The following is an 18689-nucleotide window of genomic DNA, read 5'->3' on the forward strand; positions in this document are numbered from 1 at the left end:
TGCCCCCATGCCCTGAAGTGACGCAGCAATACCCAGTGCAAAGCCGGCCACCAAGCCCGTGAGGCTGTTCGATGCGGCGGCTTATACGTCGAGATCTCGCCGAAGGGCGCCAAGCTCTGGCGATGGAAGTATCGATTCGGCGGTAGGGAGAAGCGCTTAGCGCTGCGGGTCTACCCAGAGGTCAGCCTGGCACAGGCGCGAGCTCAGCATCTAAAGGTACGCAAAGTCCTTCGGTCAGGCATTGACCCAGGTGAGAAGAGAAGGGTCGACAGGCTTATTCGCGTTGATCGGTCCCCGCTCAGCCTTGCAGCTGTCGCTGCAGAACTCCTGAACCTGCATGGCAAGAAGAACTCGGTCCTGACGATGAAGCGCAATGGCAGAATCGTCGAAAAGGACCTCAACCCCTATCTAGGGCATAGGCCTATCGCTAAGATCTCTGCGCCGGAGCTTCTAGCGGTCCTGCGCAAGATAGAAATGCGTGGCGCCATTGAGACAGCGCATCGCGCTCGGGGCATTGCCAGCATGGTGTTTCGATACGCCATCACCGCAGGCAAGGCTCAGTGTGACCCGGCTGCCGATCTTTTTTGGGCGCGGTAGCCGCAATGCTGTTGACCGCTTGCGCAAGCGCCTGCATGTGGGCGACTGGGGTGAATGTCTGCGGTGTGACGCGAATGCAGGCGCCGCTGGCCAAGTCGTTGCGGACCACGGTGAAGATGCCGTAGTCCCGCTGAAGTCGCCTTTGCAGGGCATTGACTTGCTCCTTGGAAGCCTGCCCACGCAGGCGGAAGCCGCCCATGCCCGAAGCGTTGTGCACGCTGGTGGCGCCAAGCACTTCGACGTTCGATGCATCTTTCAATTCGCTTACCCAGGCTTGCTGCAGATAGTTCAGCCGCGCTTGCTTGTTGGCCCCGCCAATGGCCCGGTGGAACGCCAGGGCATCGGGCACCGTCAGGAACGCGGCGAAGTCCGAGGTGGCTAGATGCACGCGATTGGCGACATCGCCATCGCCGGCATCTTCGCCTGGGAAAGGCATCACCGGCGCCAGGGTGCCTTCGCGCATGTACAACGCACCCACGCCAACCGGCGATCCGATCCACTTGTGCAGATTGAACACGGCCCAGTCGACGTCGAGATCGTCGCGCTTGAAGTCCAGCAAGCCCCAGGACTGGGCGCAGTCGCAGATCACATGGATGCCTCGTTGCCGTGCGATCGCGGCGATCTTCCTGACCGGAAGCACCAGCCCATGCTGGTTGCTGACATGGGTCAGCAGAATCAGCTTCAGGTTGGGATGTGCGTCGAACGCCTGTTGGTAGGCAGCGAGATAGTCGTCATCGGCTCCTGTGGCGGGAAGAGCAAGCATGTGGCCTTCGACACCGCGACTGCGTGCCAGCCACGCCATCATTCGCTTGAATTCCGGGTAGTCGGCATCGGCCCACAGGATCGCATCGCCGGCCGTCAGACCGTTGTACTGCGTGATCAGGTTGACGAAGGACTCGGTGGCATTTCGGGTGAGCATCAATTCGTTGGTCTTGACGCCCAGCGCGGCGGCCACCGCGGTGCGTGCCGCCAGGAAATCGCGGTCGTAGTCACGGCGTGCGTACCAGGAAAGTTCTCTGTTGACCTTGTGCGTGTTGCGCGCAAGCGCTTCCTCGACCGGCGTGGCCATCTTCCCCCAATAACCATGCTCGAGGTTGATGATGTCGTCCTGCACCGGGTACAGCGCCCGCACCGCCTGCCAGTGCGCTTCGTCTTGCGCGAGCAACTGCGGCGACTTGGTCGAGACAGGTACATCACGCAGCGCTGTGGGAGCAGCATCAACGACCAGGGACGAAGCGGCGATTGAAGCCGACAGCTGGAGAAAACGCCTTCGGTTTGCCATGGAGATCCTCTGCAGTGAAAGTGTCGCATCAGCACGATAGCGGGCAGCACACGTCCTGGACACGCCGCGCATGGAATTTTTTTGGATGACGTCATCTGGCTTGAAGACATGCAGCATGAGGCGGTGTCGCGCACGGCGGGCATCGGCTGGCAGGCGCGACCCAAGCGCCGCCGCCGGGAGCGTGCTCCATGGTCTAGACTACCGACCATGCTGCGCCACCCACGCTTCTTGCAGGTCATGCACCGGCTCGCCCTGATGGGCGCGCTGCTGATGGCCGTTGCGCCGGTGGTCAGCCGCTGGATGCAGCCGGACGCGGAGGCGGATCGACTGCGTCAGTTGACCGATCTGTGCACCAGCGGTGGCCTGCAGCAGCTCGAGGCGGGCGCGGTCATGGCATCGGCGCACGCTGCGCACATGATGTCGATGGACTTGGCGATGTCCGGCATGGGCCACGGCGACGCCGGAACCCTGTCGGTCGATCACCGCGATGGCATGGCCTGCGATTACTGCGTTCTCGCAGCGAATTTGCTGCCCTTCCTGCTGCTAGTGCTACTGCTGCCCTTGTTGCAGCAGGCAATGACGCAGCCTCCGGCATTGCGGACCGTGCCGTTCGGAGCGAGCGCGTGGCCGGCCCATGGCGCACGCGGCCCGCCGGACGCCCTGCCAGCCTGATCCTGCTGGTCTTGGCTTGCTTGCGCTTGGTCGCCGGCAGTCCGTGTTCGCATCTGCTGCTCTGCCGTCGCCGATGATCCGACCGCGGCGACGCATCGTGCCGCCGCACTTGAGCGGTGCGTGTGGTTGCGCTCGCTAAGTCGAGTTCGGCTAGTGGGGCATTGCCGGCAACGCCTGCGGTTTGGATGCGACCTCACTTGAAACGCTGTACGCCGATGTCGCGGTGCGGTTGCGCATGGCGCATGGCGCGTTGGGATGGCATTCCACGCGAATGACGTTCTGCCTGCGCGCGCGCTTCGGGGCATGCGGCGTCTCGACACAAGGTCGAAAAAATCTCATGAAGACGACATTGGGATGCCTGCTGATGGCCGGAGCCGTGCAGCATGCCGCTGCCCAGGACGCCACGCAGCTGCCGGCGGTGCAGGTGATCGGCGATTACGCCGCCGACAAGGCAAACAGCACGACCCAGGCGGAGATCGCGCTGGCCGATTACCCCGCCTCGATCCAGGTGGTGCCCTCGGAGGTGCTGCGGGATCGCGGCGTGACACGCACCGAGCAACTGATGGACAACGTCAGCGGCGTGCATGCCGAAGCCAGTTACGGAGGCAACGGCGCCACGTTCTTCAATATCGGTACGCGGCAGGCCACGCTGCCCCACACGTTCCAGCTGTCGGGCGATACCCGCACGGACGCGATGGTGTCCTACGCGCGAGGTCCGTGGACCACGCAGCTCAATCTGCTCAATGTCTTCGACCGCAGGTTCTACGTGGGCGGCTCTGCCGGCGTTTTCAACTACCCCCTGACGCCGAATGCGCCTGCGACAGCGCAGTTGACGCTGCCCTAGCGCTTCGCCGACTGAGTGCGCCGTGGTGGTTTGCCTGGCTGTGCCACTCGACCTAGGCGTTGCTTCCCTCTCTCCCTTTGAGCTCTACGATGACACACGAGACATCCTTGAATATCGCCAGCATGGTGGCGTGGCCCTGGTTGGCACCTGCAGCGCTTGCCGAAAGCAGCGGCGCACCGACGGCACAGTGTGCGACTGACCAGATGCCCGGTTGGACACTGACGCCGGCGGACCGGCGCTACCGCGGCACCGGATCCCGTTTCAACGCTCTATCCATGACGATCTCCCGATGTGCATCAGGCAGGCTGCCTCAGAGCGCAGTTCTTCTGTTGAGCATCAGCGGTTCTTGCGTGTCGACAGCCTACGCACAGGCAGATACCCAGCCACCTGCTGAAGCCACCACACTGGACACGCTGAAGGTGCAGGGACAGCGCGAGCGACTGCTGGATGCGCCGGCAACCGTCGGCAGTCGGTTGGGCCTGACGCAACGACAGACGCCGGCGTCGCTGCAAGTCATCGATCAGGGCGACATCGCCAGGCAGGGAGCACGCACCACCAGCGAAGTGTTCGACATGGTTGCCGGCGCCATGGTCGGCAATGTCCCGGGCAACCCGGCGGTGGTCACGATGCGCGGGTTCAGCGGTAACACGGTGTCGGTCCTGCACGACGGCGTGCGGCTTGGCACCTCGACGATCGTGACCCGCAACCTGGACACGTTCGGACTGGAACGTGTCGAAGTGCTGCGCGGCCCGGCGTCTGTGCTGTATGGCGAAGGCGCCCTGGGCGGGGTCATCAACCTGGTGAGCCGCAAACCGCAACTGGGCGCACCCTCCATGGAAGGCATGCTCGGGCTCGGCAGTTTCAACACCTGGCGAGGCGGGTTTGATGTCAACAAGCCGATCTCGGACACCGTCGCCGTTCGTGGGTTCGTCAGCCGATTGCGCTCCGACAGCCTGAATGACATCGACAACAACCAGACGGATCTGTTGACGGTCGGTGGCAGCCTGTTATGGCGTCCCGGCACCGGGGTGGCGATGCTGTTCTCTTTCGAGCACGCCGAGGACGACAGCACCGGCACCTATCAGGGCTCCCCGATGGTGCCGGCGGATGTCGCCCGATCGCCGAGTCATGTCGTCCGTAGCACGAGTGGCTTGGTCGTCGACAAGGCAACACGTCACCTCAACTACAACCCGTTGGGCGCAACCAGCGGTGCCAAGAGCGACCTGTTGCGCTGGCGCATGGATCTTCCGCTGGGCAATAACTGGTCGCTGCAGAACGACTTGAGCTGGTATCAGGCCGATCGGGATTTCTTCTATTCCGATAACTGGATCTACAACCGCGCGAGCGGGCAGTTCTCGCGCACCGCTGAGCGAATCCGGCACGATCAGCGGTTCTGGAACGAACGGCTTGCGCTGTCGTTCGACGGCCAGGTGGGCGGGCATCGCAACCGGTTCACCACAGGGGTGGAGCACAACGACACCGATTTCTACAACCCGCGGCAAACCGGGGTGACCACGCCTGTGTCGCTGCTCGACCCGCAGCTTGGCGTATTCCCGGATGGAGCGGCGGGCAACTTCCCCGGCGCAGGCAACAACGTGATCTTCGACTCCCGCCTTCGCACCTCGGCGGTGTTCGCCGAGAACGCGCTCAACCTGACAGACCGCTGGATACTGCTCGCTGGCGCGCGCTTTGAAAAGATCGCGCTGTCGCGTGATATTCGCGATCTGAACACCGGCAGTGCCGAGTCGTTTCGTCCCGACTACAGCCCCTTTTCCTGGCGGGTGGGCACGGTGTTCGACCTGACCCCAGACGTTCAGGTGTATGGGCAATACGCCACTGCGGTGAGTCCTGTTTCTACCCTGCTGACCATGCGCCCGGCCGCTGGCGTGTTCGACCTCAGCAAGGGGACGTCGCTTGAAGCAGGCGTCAAGGCGAGCGCATGGGACAAGCGCGTGGAGCTGACGGCGGCGGCCTATCGGATCGAGCGGGACAACATCCTCACCCGCGATCCAGCCAACCCGAGCATCAGTGTCCAGGGTGGCGAGCAGTCTTCCCAGGGTGTGGAGTTCTCTGCGCAAGCCCAGATGACGCGGGGGTTGCGACTGGATCTTGCGGCCGCTTACGGCACCGCGCGCTACGACCGGCTGCTGGAAGTCGGTGGCGCCGACCGCAGTGGCAACCGGCCCATCAATGTTCCCAACGGCACGGCTTCCCTGGCAGCCAGCTACCGTTTCCCGAGCGTTCCGCTGTCGATCGGAGCATCCGGTCGCAACGTCGGCGGTTTCTACACCGACAACGCCAACACCATTCATGTCCGTGGATACACGAGCTTCGATGCATGGGTGGGCTACGACTGGCAGCGGGTATCGGCGGTGCTGCGCGTGCGCAATCTGTCGGACGAACTTTACGGAACCTATTCCGGTTATCCGTCCACCCACATCTACCTTGGCGCGCCCCGCAGCGTTGAGCTGACCCTGCGCACCCGGTTCTGACATGGACCGAGACCGCATTCCCGGCCCGGCAGACGTCCGGCTTGCCGAAGCAGGCCGACGAGACCTGCATCGCCTGTTCTGGCGGTGGCACCTCTACGCCGGCCTGTTTGTCGCTCCCTTCGTGTTGATGCTGGCAGTGACCGGTGCGATCTACCTGTTCAACGACGAATTGAACGATGCGATCTATCCGCACCTGCGCTTCACCCCGGCCCCCTGGAAGCAGCGATCCTCACTCGGGAGCATGATCGATGCGGCGCAAGCGCAGGTTCCGCAGAGCACGGCAACGCGGATCGATGTGCCCACCGACCCGCAACGGCCCGCCCAGGTCTATCTGGATGTTGCCGACGCCCCCAGCCAGATCGCCTTCGTCAATCCGGCCGACCATCGCGTGCTGGGCACGTTGGTGCCCTCCCGGACATTGGTGGGACTCGCCGACCGTCTGCATGGTTCGTTGATGCTCGGCACTGCAGGCAGCTATCTGATCGAGCTGGCCGCCTGCTGGGCGGTGTTGCTCCTTCTGAGCGGGCTGTATCTGGGGTGGCCACGTGGCAAAGGGCACGCCTGGTGGCATGGCGTGGTCCCGGATCTACATGCCAGGGGGCGCGCCTTCTGGACGTCGCTCCACGCAGCGACCGGGGTTTGGGTCTGCCTGCTGGTGTTGTTCCTGATCTTCACCGGCCTTCCCTGGGCATCGTTCTGGGGTGACTGGGTGCGCCGCGGTGCAGAGGCGATCGACGCAGGCTACCCGCCGGTCTATCGGCGTTACGTCACACCGACTGCGCCGACGGTCGGGACGGCATTCAACGACGTCCCATGGACGCTGCAGCATGCACCGATGCCACCCGCCGACGCCGCTGCCGACCCGGTGCATTCGCATCACGCACCCCATCCCACCCCGACCCCGGGCGCTGCACGCCAGTGGACCGATGCAGGCCTGGAACGCGCGATCGCGCACGTCCGCGCTGCGGGCACGGCCGATCCGCTGCGGGTGTTCCTGCCCAGCACGCAACGCGGTGCGCTGATGGTCTACACCTACCCGGACCGGCCCCAAGGGCAGGTCACCTATCACTTCGATACGCAGGGCAAGCTGCTGGTTCGGGCCGGCTTCGACGACTACGGCGGCGTCGCCCAGGCCATCGAGATGGGCGTGCAGTTGCACATGGGCAACTACTTCGGCCGTGCAAACCAGTTGGTCATGCTGTGTGCCTGCGTCGGCATCGTCGTTCTCTGTGTCTCGGGAATGGTGATGTGGTGGCGCCGCAAGCCGGCGGGCCGCATCGGCGCGCCCGGATCCGATCGCCGCATGCCATTTCGCTGGCTGCTCGGCTTGGCCGTCGCAACGGCCATTGCGCTCCCGCTCCTGTTCGTGTCGCTGCTCGTCGTGGGGGCGTTCGATCGCTGGATCAGACCCCGATCACGCCTGTTCCGATGGCTGGACTGACGCGCCGCGCGGATTCGCATCGCCCGCTTGTCGGGCATTCCGGGAGCCTCGCTCCCACAGTGCTGAGGAAAAAATCATGAAACGACTCGCCCTTACGTCCCTGTTTGCGGCCGCATTGCTGGTCATTGCCGGCACGGCATCTGCTGCACAGCCCGCCCAGCCGCCGTTTTCGTTGCCCGCGCTGCCCTATGCCAACAACGCGCTGGAACCGGCAATCGATGCTCGCACGATGGAGATCCATCACGATAAGCATCACAAGGCCTACGTGGACAACCTCAACGCCAAGGTGAAGGACTTCCCCGCCTTGGCCACCACCTCGTTGGAAGAGATCCAGGCCAGCGTGTCGCGGTATGACGCTGCGGTGCGCAACAACGCGGGCGGTCATTACAACCACAGTCTGTTCTGGACGCTGATGGCGCCCGTGGGTAAAGGCGGCAATCCGTCGCCGGCGCTGCAAGCGAAACTCGTGCAGACCTTTGGTTCCCAGCAGGCATTCCAGACCAAGTTCGCCGAGGCGGCGAGCAAGCTCTTCGGATCAGGCTGGGCCTGGTTGATCGTCAAACCGGACGGCTCGCTCGCCATCACCACCACGCCCAACCAGGACAACCCACTGATGGACGTGGTTGCCGAGCGGGGCACCCCGTTGCTGGCGCTGGATGTCTGGGAACACGCCTACTACCTGCATTACCAGAACAAGCGCGCCGACTACATCAAGGCATGGTGGCCGCTGGTCAACTGGAATCAGGTCAACGCCCGCTATGACGCTGCTGCGGGAAAGCGCTGACTGTTGCTCGATTCCTGGTCGTGACGCTGCGCAGACCTCTCGCGACGCGCGTCGGCCCCTTGGCCGCTCGCCAACCCAGTGCAGCCTCGGCGCAGCAACCTGCTAGCCCACGACCGTTTTGTCGACGCCTACGCCATCCACATCGAACCCGTCATGACCCAGAAAACGATTTTGAATGCCGCACTCCTGTTGGCGATCGCATGCACCCTGCCTGCGGCGTATGCCGAGGAGGCAGCCGCACAAACCGCAACGGACGACACTGATGCCGCGCCCAGTTGGACGCTCAAACCGGTCGAGGTCACCGCCACGCGTGGCCTGTATACGAGCTCCACGACCTCGGCAGCCACCCGCACCGACACCCCGCTGCTCGAAGTGCCGCAGTCGGTCCAGATCATCACCCGCGCGCTGCTGCAGGAGCAGGATCGGCGCACGCTGGGCGAGGCGCTGGTCAACGTATCGGGCGTCACGCCGACGCGTTCGGACGAGAACCTGTTCATTCCGCCCATCGTGCGCGGCTTTCCGGCCGAGGTGTACCTGGACGGGTTGCCGCTGTTCGCCGGCAACCAGCAGGCCTACGATCCCATCGGCATGGTCGGCATTGCCAGCATCACCGTGCTCAAGGGGCCGAGCGCGACGCTCTATGGCGGGGGGCTGGGCACGCCGCTGGGTGGGGTAATCAACATCCAGAGCGAGCGCCCGGATCCCACCGCGCCACGCGGCGATGTGGCGATGCGCGCGGGCAGCTTTTCGACCTGGAATCCGTCTGCCGACATCAACGTGCCGCTGTCCTCCACTGTCACGGCCAGGATCGCCGGCGAATACCAGCGCAACGACAGCTGGATCGACAAGGTTCACGGCAAGCGCTGGTCCCTGCAGCCCAGCCTGCTGTTCCGGATCGATGCCGACACCGACCTGCTGCTGCAAGGCCAGTTCAATCGTCGCAGCGCGCTGGAGTACTCCGGGCTGCCGGCTGACGCGGCGCTGGCCGGTCTTCTGGACCGCGATGCGTTCCCGGGCTCGCCCAACGGCCAGCCGTTGACCAGCAACAGGAGCCAGATGGGCACGGCCACCTTGCGTCACGCCTTTTCCGATCGGGTGACGCTCAGCGTGACCGCGCGCTACTACCACGGCAAGGTCGATGAAAGTGGCAGCTTCGTTTATCCAGGCCTGGCCGGGACCGACACCATGGCGCCGGACTACGACGTCTTCCCGATCTCGATGGTGAACCGCACCAAGGAGGCGACGCTCGATGCCAATCTTTCGGCCAAGCTCGAGATGCTGGGCGGGACGCACACGCTGCTGGGCGGCATCAACTACGACTGGACCAGCTTTTATAGCGGCATGGGCCTGTTCGTCAGCGGCAGTCCCTCCGGCACGATCGACCTTGCAACTCCCCGCTACGATCTGAGGTATACGGCGCAGCTTCCGGTCAACTCCTATACCGACGACCGCTTCACGACCGTCGCCGGTTATGTCCAGGACCAGGCGACCTACGGTCGCCTGCATCTGACCGGGGGCGTGCGTCTGACCTCGCTGACGTTCGTCGAGAACAGCAACATCGGCGTGGCAAACGACAAGACCTACTCGCATGTTTCGCCGCGCATCGGTGCGACGTTCGATGTCGTGCCAGGCGTTGCCTTATACGCAGGCTATGCCACCGCGTTTCGTGCACCGTTCGGCTTCATTGGCCTGGCCACGCCCGAGCCGGAGACGTCCAGTAACCTCGAGGGCGGCATGAAGCTCTCGCTGCCCGCAACCGGCCTGTCGGGCACCATCGCGATGTTCCGGCAGAAGCGTGAGGATGTCGCAATTTCCGACCCGAACAATGCGGGGTACTTCATCCAGAGTGGGCGCCAGCGCGCACGCGGTGTGGAAGTGGACATGGTGTGGGAGCCCAGCCCGGCCTTCTCGCTGTTGGCCAACTACGCGCATACCGACACGCGCGATGAAGACCTGGCGCCGGGCGATCGGATCGCGCGGGTGCCCGACAACAGCGGCCGGCTTGCCGCACGCTATCGACTGCTCAATGGCCCGGCCAGGGGGCTGGCCTTCGGTGCCGGCGTCACCGCGTTCAGTGCACGGGACATCACGCTGCCCAATACCATCGCGGTGCCTGGATATGCCGCCATCGATGCACAGGCGTCCTACGACATCGGCCGATGCACGCTTGGTCTGGCGCTGGTCAACCTGAGCGGGCGTAAAGCCTGGGATCCCTATTCGTACATGGGCTATCCGGTCGTCGCACCCAACCAGCCGCGCTCGGCATATGCCACCCTCAAGGTGGATCTCTAAGTGATGAAATCTCTGGGATGCTGGCTTGCCGTGGCCGGCTTGAGTGCGCTGTCTGCATGGTTGTCGCCACTGGCCTGTGCGCAGGTGTCAGCAGCCGGCTCGACGATCATTCCGCTGCAGCCGGCAGCAACTTCAGCGTCGACGGGCGTGCCCGAGCAGCACGACACGCTGGAGACGGGCGAAACGCTGATCTACGACGTCAGCGTGCCGACGCTAGAACTGTTCCGTCCAGCGCCTGATCGGATGAACGGCACCGCGGTGATCGTCGTACCGGGCGGCGGATTTGTCGCTCTTGGCTACACCTTCGGTGGCACCGAGGTGGCGCGTGCACTGGCCGAGCGTGGCATCACGGCTTTTGTGCTGAAACATCGGACGATCCGCAGCGGCGATGGCCCGATGCGCATTCCCGCCGTCCACATGAAGGAAATGGAGCTGGTCATGTCACGTGCCAAGCGCGGAACACCTCTCGAGATGCCGGCCTTTGCCGGCGAGCCGCACGCGATCGAGGATGGCGCGCGGGCGATGGCGCTGGTGCGACAACGCGCCGCTGAGTGGGGGATCGACCCGCACCGAGTCGGCGTTGTCGGATTTTCGAGCGGCGCCTATCTCGCGGCCGATCTTGCGATTGGGCCGGAAGCCGCACGCCCGGACTTTGTCGGCTTGATCTACGGCGGTTTGCGCCTGCCTGTGCCTGCCGGCGCTTCTCCGGCATTTATCGCCGGCGCCGCCGACGATGCCTACCAGCCGAACGATCCCATCCTTCTCTATAGCGCATGGCGCAAGGCCGGCGTGGAGGCCGAGTTGCATCTCTATGCGCGTGGTGGCCACGGCTTCGATCTCCATCCCAAAGGCACGACCAGTGATCACTGGTTCGAGGAGTTCCTTTGGTGGATGCAGGCGCGGGGCTTGCTGGCGAATTCCACTCCGATTCGCAACACTGTTGAGGACCTCCTCGGTGAAGACTTCGAGGGGCGTTTCGAATCCAAGTATCTTGCGCGGACGATCGTAGAGCCGCTGTTCGATCCATCGCAGGTGCGCATCGGTGATGCTGCTGAAATCGGCCTGCCGAGGTAAGTACTGGCGTGTCAGCCCGTTGGCATTTTCGTTGCTGCCGCGCTGCCATGCGCAGTATGGAATCGACGTCCCGGCTTCATATAACGCATGTCGGCGGTATCGTTCCAACAGGTCCAGGCGGCTGGATGACGTGGGCAACTCCACTTGGCGGCGAAGTCGCTCAGGTCAGGTCGCCTGGACCACTTCATTACCGTTGGGGTTGCGTCCAGAGTTGAAGCCGCCGACCTATACCACCTACGGGAAGCGAGATGCCTCGCTTCCCGTTTGATGCTCCGCATTGCAGTGCAAGCTTTGGATGCACGTAATGATGAAGAGCAAGGTCGAGTTGATCTCCTGCATCGTGGTGGTGGCCACAGCCGTCATGGCGGGCATCGTCAAATGCATGGTAGCGGCTACTTGCCCCAACTGCAGTGATTTCTTCGATCACTGATCAGTAGAAGCATCGCAGCAGTGCAGGTGCGACAGCGTCTGTCCACACTCCGATGGCCTGCTCGCGTCACTTCGCCTGCTCGCGTCACTTCTTGGCAGGCAGGGCGCGTGAGCGCGACCCTGCCGGGTGGTGATCTGACTCGTCGCCAGCTTGGCAAGTGTCGGATCAGCACATCAAATCAGCAAGCATCAGATCAAAGTACGTCTGGCGGTGCTGCGGTTGCCTTGGCATGCTGCTTGCCGCGTGCATGCTCGATGGCGGTACGCAGCTTGCGCGCGGCACCGGTGACGGCCGAGGCGGTGGTTTCGGCGCTGTTGGTGGCCGCGATCGGAGGCAGGCCGGCGACGTGGGCTTCAATACTGCAGGTTCGATCCGCTGCGCCACCACGTTGGCCGTTCTCGTCGCGCAGATGCACCTCGACGCGGGTGATGTCGTTGGCAAAGTGCGCCAACTGGGCGGTGCAGGTTTTCTCGACATGCTGCACGACAGACGGGTCATGCGGCACGTGCTTGTCGGTCTGGATCTGAATCTGCATAGCGTGTCTCCTTCGCGGTCATCCACTGCGTCTGCCGCAGCGGTAGTTCGATTCTGCGATAGCCCGGTGTTGCCGCGAGGTGACAAGGCGTCGCATGTTCATGCGCGGGTTGGCTGCGTGGGGGGAGGTGAAAGTGGTGCACGAGACCTAGCGAGCAGGTGCCGGGGGGTGTGGGCAGCGTACTCAGGTCCAAGCATGCACGGGGCCATGAGGATTGCGAACAGCGGCCGCGCCCGCCTGGAGATGCGCAGCAGGTATGACAGTGGTTTCCGATGCCGCACGCCCTTCATGCCCTGGATGCGGCATGGCTTGCCTGGCACGTTAGCGCCGGTAATTGCTCCTTAGTCCATAGTTCCTACCCCCCTAGCTCTCAGGCCCCAGTTCCCAGTCCCCAACCTCCAACCTCCAACCTCCAACCTCCAACCTCCAACCTCCAACCTCCAGCCTCCAGCCTCCAGCCTCCAGCCTTCAGCCTTCGGAGCCTGGCTACCGCGGTGTCCGTTGCCCCGGATGCTGATGCACAGCGACCGCACGATGTGCGTCGGGATGCTGGTACCGAGTCGTTGCGAGTTGGCATGGGTCCGAGCGGAGACATGGGCCCGGGCTGTGATTCGTCGTGTTGCCGAACTGCCTCGAACTGGCTCCGCGGGCAAGCAGTGGCGGGCAGGCCGTCTTGCGTGGGGAGCGCAGCCCTGGACCGCTCCGCTTGCGTCTGCATGAATCGTCGCCAGCGCAGGCCTCGGCCGGGCCCGGAGGGTAGCTTAAGATGCCGGCACCGCGCGGCTGCGCGCCTGCCAGATGCCTGACCGTGTCCCAATTCCGCTTCGCCCCGTCTGCCGGTTCGAGCCTGTTGCTGCGTGTAGTGCTGTGCTGCGGCCTTTGGTTGGTGTGCGCCGGCGGTGCGCTGGCCCAGGACGAAGTCACGCTGCTGGAGACTGCGCAGACCCAGCTGGATAACGCGCAGAAGGTGCTGGACCAGGGCGAGGCCGGGCTGGAAAAAGCCAATACCGACCTGCTGCGTGAGCTGACCGACCAGGTCACCGCGACGCAACGGCAAACCCAGGATCTGGCACGTCAGCTGGATTCGCCGCTCAAGCAACTGAGCGTGCGCCTGGACGGCTTGGGGGTGGAGCAAAAGACCGACCCGGTGGATCTGAAAAAACAGCGCAAGGCGCTGGCGGATGAAAAAAACACGCTGGACGCGCAACTCAAGCGCGCCAATCTGCTCGCCTCCGAAGCGGGTGACCTTGCCGAACGCCTGGAACACAAGCGCGCGCAGCTGTTCAGTGTGCAGCTGTCCACGCGCGTTGCCTCGCCATTATCGCCGGCGTTGTGGACCCGGATCGCCCAGCAGTGGCCGGACGACCGTGCGCGATTGCAGGCCCTGAGCGACGAGGCGGCCCAGGTCCTGCGTGCCGGCATTGCCGCAAAAGGCGTCGGCGGGCTGGTGACCGGCGCGGTGATTGCGCTGCTGCTGGTATTTCCGCTGCGCATCTTCCTGCGCCATCTCGGCCGGCGTTATGCGGCGTCGCGCGCGCCGGGCGGGCGGCTGCGGCGCTCCGGACTGGCCCTGTGGTTTCTGCTGGTCGGCATCATCAGTTTGGGCACGGCAGCCTGGGTACTGGCCGAAAGCGTGCGTGCAATCGCCGAGGTGCCGGCCGATCTGGATGAGTTGCTGGATGCGCTGGTCATCATCAGCTTCATCGCGGCCTTTGTCGGTTCGCTCAGCGCCAGCCTGTTGATGAAGCATCAACCCAGCTGGCGGTTGTTCCCGCTGGATGACGCCACAGTCGATCGGTTGCGTGTGCATTGCCTGGCCACCGCTGCGGTGAGCTGGTGCAGTGGCATGGCGATCAAGATCAACGAGGTGGCGCGCACCAGTAGCGCGGCGGCCACCGCTACCGATGCGGTGGCGGCCCTGTTGTATGCCGGGCTGATCCTCTCGGCCCTTGCCGGGCTGAGCCTGTCGTTGCGCGCGCGCGCTGCCAGTGCCGGAGCGGCCGGCGCCGACAGCAGCGAGCCGCCGCCGGTGGTGTCGCGTGGCGGTGGGGTCATCGTGCTGATCCGCCTGCTGGGGCATGTGGCGGTGATCGTGTCGTTGCTGGCGGCCTTGTTTGGGTATCTCAACCTGTCGTTGTTCATTGCACGCCAGATCATCTGGATCACCCTGATTTGCAGTCTGCTCGGGCTGCTGGTGGTGTTCGCTGACGATCTGTTGACCTGGGTCTTCAAGCCCGAAGGTCGTTTCAGCAGGGCGCTTTCGCACGCGCTCAGCATCGGCAGCGGCCGCCTGGTGCAGCTGGGCCTGCTGATGTCGGCAGCGGTGCGCGTGCTGCTGGTGCTGCTGGCCCTCGCCGTACTGCTGACGCCCTACGGCGGCAATATCAGCCTGATTACCGGTTGGGTGGAGAACATCACCCACGGCATCTCGATCAGCAAGGAACTGGTGATCACGCCCGGCGATGTGGTGCGGGCGCTCTGCGTGTTCCTGCTCGGCATGGGGCTGGTGCACGTGGTGCAGCAGTGGCTGCTCAACACCTATCTGCCCAAGACCGAGCTGGATGCGGGAGCGCGCAATTCGATCAGCACGGTGGCGCGCTATCTCGGCTGGCTGGTGGTCGTGGTGTGGGGATTGACTGCGCTGGGCCTGGACCTGAAGCGGCTGGCGCTGGTGTTGAGTGCACTGTCGGTGGGTATTGGGTTTGGCCTGCAGGCGATCACGCAGAACTTCGTCTCCGGCCTGATCCTGCTCGCCGAGCGGCCGGTCAAGATCGGCGATTGGGTGCGGATCGGCGATCAGGAAGGCGATGTGCGCAGGATCAGCGTGCGCGCGACCGAGATCCAGGTGGGCGATCGTTCCACCCTGATCGTGCCCAACTCGGAGCTGATCACCAAAAGCGTGCGCAACATGACGCTCTCCAACCCGATGGGCCGCGTGCAACTGCAGTTCTCGGTGCCGCTGGAAGCCGATGCGGCCAAGGTGCGCGACATGCTGCTGACCCTGTTTGCCGAACATGCCAAGGTGCTGGCCGAGCCGGCGCCCTCGGTATTCATCGATTCGCTGGCCGGCGGCCACATCAACTTCAACTCGTTCGCCTACGTGAGTAGCCCGCGCGATTCGTACGGTGTGCGCAGCGAACTGTTCTTCGCGCTATTGCAACGCATGGACGGCGCCGGCATCGCGTTGCAATCGCCGCAGGAAATCCGCTTCAGCCGTGCAGGCGCTGCCGTGGCGCGCGATGGCGGCGAGGAGACGCCTGCACAGGGGTGAGGAGCTTGTGAGAGCGCGCACGCAGCACGCGTGCGGCCAACACCCATTGCAAGACCGGTGCGCTGGACTCATTGCGTGAAGCGCACTGCACCTGGCGCTACACACAGCGCCTGCAAGTTAGCAGGGCGGCCACTGGAACGTCGCGCGCCGTCGTCGGGTGGACGAGGACGGCGCGCAGGAGTCGACACGGGCGAGGGATAGGTGCGTATTCCTGGCAGTTGCGCCCACCCGGCGGTGGTTGCGCGGGCGTCTTGTTCGACGTTCTAGGAGCGATCCGCTACCGCCACGTCCTTGACCAGTGCCAAGTCGTCAACACTGACGTCTTCGGTGTAGTCCAGCCAGGCGCGGATTTCCAGATCGTCCACGGCATGCTCCAGGCCCACCGGCATGCGGATACGTCCGGCGGCATCGGGCACCACCCACTGCTGGGCCAGCACCACCTTGCGCTCGGACGAAACGGCTTCGACCCAGAACGCGCGGGTAGGCCGGCGCTTGGCGTAGACCTCGAGCATGTAGCGGCCGGCCTCGGTCTTGCGGGCAGTCTGGGTCAGCATGATCGGCTGGCGCACGCGGGGGCGCGGCCCCTGCGGGGTGACATCCAGTGGTGCATCCACCGCCACGCCGCGGGTGAGGTCCGGGTCGCGATACAGCTTCATGTGCTGGTCGCGGTCCACCACCAGCGCGCACCAGTCGCCGTCGGCCGACCCGTCCTCGAATGCGGTACAGCGGTCCACATACGCCAGCGTGCCCTTGCTGTGGGTGCGGTCGAACTGGCGCGAGGTGTTTTCCAGGTACACCGTTTTCAGGTTGGTGTCTTCGTCGTACTCCAGCAGGACCGGCGGGCGTACCTGTTGCACGCCCACCACCACATCGCCATTGCCGTTGACGCGCAACAGGCGCGTGCTCTGCCCGGTCCACAACGTGCGTGCATAAGCCAGATAGCGGGGGTAATCCTTGCCGCTGTCACGGCTGGCCGCCACGCTGGCACTGGGCGGCGCGTCGTTGGCGAGCAGCGAGCGGCCGAATCCCAAGGTGCGCATGCCCGGTTCCAGCAGCTGCAGCAACGTGGCGCCGGAATCGAGCGTGCTGCCTGCGCGGGTGACCACCTGTTGTGGTGCGATGCCGTTGCCGAGGAACAGCAGCAGGTTTTCACGCTTCTGCCTGGCAAGCACATCGCTGAGGTCGTTCGGCATGGCCAGGTGATCGGAGGCGATCACGATCAAGGTGTTGGTGCCATAGCGGCTGTTGCGGATGCGCGTGACCAGTTCGCCAATCAGCCGGTCGCTGCACTTGATTGCGTGCAACAGGCCGATATCGCCCAGCGGGCTTTCGTATGTCTGGCCTTTGCAGGCCAGCGGCAGATGGCCGGCTGGATGATGGGTATCCATGGTGAGCGTGGTCAGCATGAACGGCTGGCCGGCACGCGACAGCGTCTGGAAGCTGTCCCAGGCATCGTCCAGCAACACGTCGTCGTGCACGCCCCAGGCAGAGAAATGCTTGGGGGCTATGCCCTTGTCGTGGAAATAGTGCACGTCGTGCACCACGTCGAAGCCGTGGCTGGACAGAAAGCTACCCTTGCCGGCGAAGCTGGCGTCGGCACCACCGACATAGTGATTGCGGTAGCCCTGATCCTTGAGATAGTCGCCCAGGCAACGCGCTTCGGGCAGGAACAGGCCCATGCGGTCCATGCTGTTTTCATCGCCCGGCGCAGTGGTGAGCGGTACGCCGCACATCGACGCCACCAAGCCGGCGATGGTCCATCCGCTGCCTTCGGTGGAGGTGAGGTTGCGTACGTCCACCGCTTCGGTGGCCAGCGCGCGCAGGTTGGGCATCAGGCCGGGAAAGACCGACTCGTCGAAGTAAGTGCGTTCCAGGCTTTCGCCGTAGATCCAGACGATGTTTTTGCGCTTTTGCAGCGGTTGCTGCGGCACCTGGTATTCGGGCACGACGGTGGCATAGTCGACCGGGCGCAGCTGGTAGTACAGCCGCTTGCCGTCGCGATATAGCGGGCTGACCGCCAGGCCGATGACCAACATCGCCACGAAGCCCGCGAACACCGCGCCGCCACCGCGAGGTCGCCGGAAGCGGCGCACCTTCACCAGCAGCAGCGGGCTGAGCGAGAGCAACAACATGCCGATGAACACGGCGATGTAGCCTGAAAAGTCACTGACCCCGGCGCCATCCATGTCGGCGCGCAGGTGATAAAGCGTGGCCGCGTTGATGCCGTCGCCACTGAGGCGGTCGATCAGGCCCCAGCTGCTGAGCAGCAGCAGGAACAGCGACAGCAGACCGGCCTTGAGCCATGCCAGGCGCGGGGAGGCCACCAACAGCCACAACAACAGCAGCAACGAAACCAACAACATCCAATGCATGCGCAGCGTCCATGGGGAAATGGTGCGAGCGCGTACCGGACGCCTGGCTCGCCATGTCCTGTGCGTCACTGCAATGTGACACCCGGATGACAGACTATGCCGCGCCGAAGCTGACTGAAATGTTTGTTGAGGCCGAGAGGGGTCGCCAGCTGCGTTGGCTGACGCGCGCACATAGGACGTGCATTCGCTATGTGTATCGCATCATTGCTTGGCGCTGTGCAGCTCGCACACAGCGTGCAAGCGCGATGGTGCAGGCGATTGGCGTGGTCAGCATCACCGTCAGAGCCTGCTTGCACCGGGCTGCCTGTATGGCTGGCGATGGTGCGGATAGGCCTGGTGTTTGGGCGACGTGTTGGTGCGTGGCGTTGCTCCGTACCCTCACCCCCCCAACCGCTTTCCCGGGGGGAAGGGGTTGCTGCAGGTGGCTGCAAGACGTGTGGTACACCCATGCATCACGTGTCTAATGGCAGCAGTGCACTACATCCTTGCAGGTGGTGCAGACTGTGCGTCACGAGTGACGCAGGCTACGCAGTACTACTAACAAGGCCAAACGGCATGCGTAAGAACTGTCATGCAGCATGAGTACGTCGTGTAGCAGGATTG

At 64.1% G+C, this 18689-nt stretch carries 12 protein-coding genes and 3 pseudogenes; 11 read left to right on the plus strand and 4 right to left on the minus strand.

Annotated elements, in window-relative coordinates; translation table 11 throughout:
• Positions 1–90 precede the first annotated feature (90 nt).
• Positions 91–204, plus strand: a pseudogene (locus A7D17_RS25155) (Arm DNA-binding domain-containing protein); the annotation flags it as partial.
• On the plus strand, positions 187–597 hold the full coding sequence (locus A7D17_RS24760) for a tyrosine-type recombinase/integrase (protein WP_425479561.1): 411 nt from the start codon (positions 187–189) through the stop codon (positions 595–597). The pseudogene A7D17_RS25155 and the gene A7D17_RS24760, both read left to right, overlap by 18 nt.
• Here A7D17_RS24760 and A7D17_RS03295 read toward each other — a convergent pair.
• A complete protein-coding gene (locus tag A7D17_RS03295; RefSeq protein ID WP_239692129.1) occupies positions 542–1996 on the minus strand; it encodes an aminotransferase class V-fold PLP-dependent enzyme in 1455 nt (484 codons plus the stop codon). The genes A7D17_RS24760 and A7D17_RS03295 overlap by 56 nt on opposite strands.
• On the opposite strand from A7D17_RS03295, the gene A7D17_RS03300 reads away from it, so the two are divergent.
• The 7 genes and pseudogenes from A7D17_RS03300 to A7D17_RS24765 form a co-directional block, all read left to right on the plus strand.
• Positions 1961–2551, plus strand: a complete 591-nt coding sequence (locus A7D17_RS03300; RefSeq protein WP_239692130.1) for a DUF2946 family protein — start codon at positions 1961–1963, stop codon at positions 2549–2551. The two genes, A7D17_RS03295 and A7D17_RS03300, sit on opposite strands and share 36 nt — an antisense overlap.
• 337 nt (positions 2552–2888) lie before the next feature.
• Entirely contained in the window at positions 2889–3395 is a 507-nt protein-coding gene (locus tag A7D17_RS03305; protein WP_161946518.1) for a TonB-dependent receptor plug domain-containing protein, read from the plus strand.
• 275 nt (positions 3396–3670) lie between these two features.
• Positions 3671–5887: a TonB-dependent receptor gene (locus A7D17_RS03310; RefSeq protein ID WP_064507791.1), complete on the plus strand. Its 2217-nt coding sequence runs from the start codon at positions 3671–3673 to the stop codon at positions 5885–5887.
• 1 nt (position 5888) lies between these two features.
• On the plus strand, positions 5889–7328 hold the full coding sequence (locus tag A7D17_RS03315; RefSeq protein ID WP_064507792.1) for a PepSY-associated TM helix domain-containing protein: 1440 nt from the start codon (positions 5889–5891) through the stop codon (positions 7326–7328).
• Between the two features lie 76 nt (positions 7329–7404).
• Positions 7405–8112 carry a superoxide dismutase gene (locus tag A7D17_RS03320; RefSeq protein ID WP_064507793.1) on the plus strand — a complete coding sequence of 236 codons (708 nt, stop codon included), beginning with the start codon at positions 7405–7407 and terminating at the stop codon, positions 8110–8112.
• A 153-nt stretch (positions 8113–8265) separates the two neighbouring features.
• Entirely contained in the window at positions 8266–10404 is a 2139-nt protein-coding gene (locus A7D17_RS03325) for a TonB-dependent siderophore receptor (RefSeq protein WP_082861698.1), read from the plus strand.
• A 471-nt stretch (positions 10405–10875) separates the two neighbouring features.
• Positions 10876–11229 (plus strand): annotated as a pseudogene (locus A7D17_RS24765) (alpha/beta hydrolase); the annotation flags it as partial.
• Between the two features lie 96 nt (positions 11230–11325).
• On the opposite strand, the pseudogene A7D17_RS24770 reads toward A7D17_RS24765, so the two are convergent.
• A pseudogene (locus tag A7D17_RS24770) lies at positions 11326–11538 on the minus strand (transposase); the annotation flags it as partial.
• 244 nt (positions 11539–11782) lie between these two features.
• Here A7D17_RS24770 and A7D17_RS25015 point away from each other — a divergent pair.
• Positions 11783–11908, plus strand: a complete 126-nt coding sequence (locus tag A7D17_RS25015; RefSeq protein WP_275655076.1) for a hypothetical protein — start codon at positions 11783–11785, stop codon at positions 11906–11908.
• Between the two features lie 193 nt (positions 11909–12101).
• Here A7D17_RS25015 and A7D17_RS03335 read toward each other — a convergent pair whose 3' ends face one another.
• On the minus strand, positions 12102–12443 hold the full coding sequence (locus A7D17_RS03335) for an HPF/RaiA family ribosome-associated protein (protein ID WP_064507794.1): 342 nt from the start codon (positions 12441–12443) through the stop codon (positions 12102–12104).
• A 766-nt stretch (positions 12444–13209) separates the two neighbouring features.
• On the opposite strand from A7D17_RS03335, the gene A7D17_RS03340 reads away from it, so the two are divergent.
• Positions 13210–15714, plus strand: coding sequence for a DUF3772 domain-containing protein (locus tag A7D17_RS03340; protein ID WP_161946519.1), 2505 nt, complete (start codon positions 13210–13212; stop codon positions 15712–15714).
• Between the two features lie 263 nt (positions 15715–15977).
• Here A7D17_RS03340 and A7D17_RS03345 read toward each other — a convergent pair whose 3' ends face one another.
• Positions 15978–18086, minus strand: coding sequence for a phosphoglycerol transferase I (locus tag A7D17_RS03345; protein WP_064507796.1), 2109 nt, complete (start codon positions 18084–18086; stop codon positions 15978–15980).
• Between the last annotated feature and the right edge of the window lie 603 nt (positions 18087–18689).

It is taken from the genome of Xanthomonas floridensis (genome assembly GCF_001642575.1).
Classification (GTDB): Bacteria; Pseudomonadota; Gammaproteobacteria; order Xanthomonadales; family Xanthomonadaceae; genus Xanthomonas; species Xanthomonas floridensis.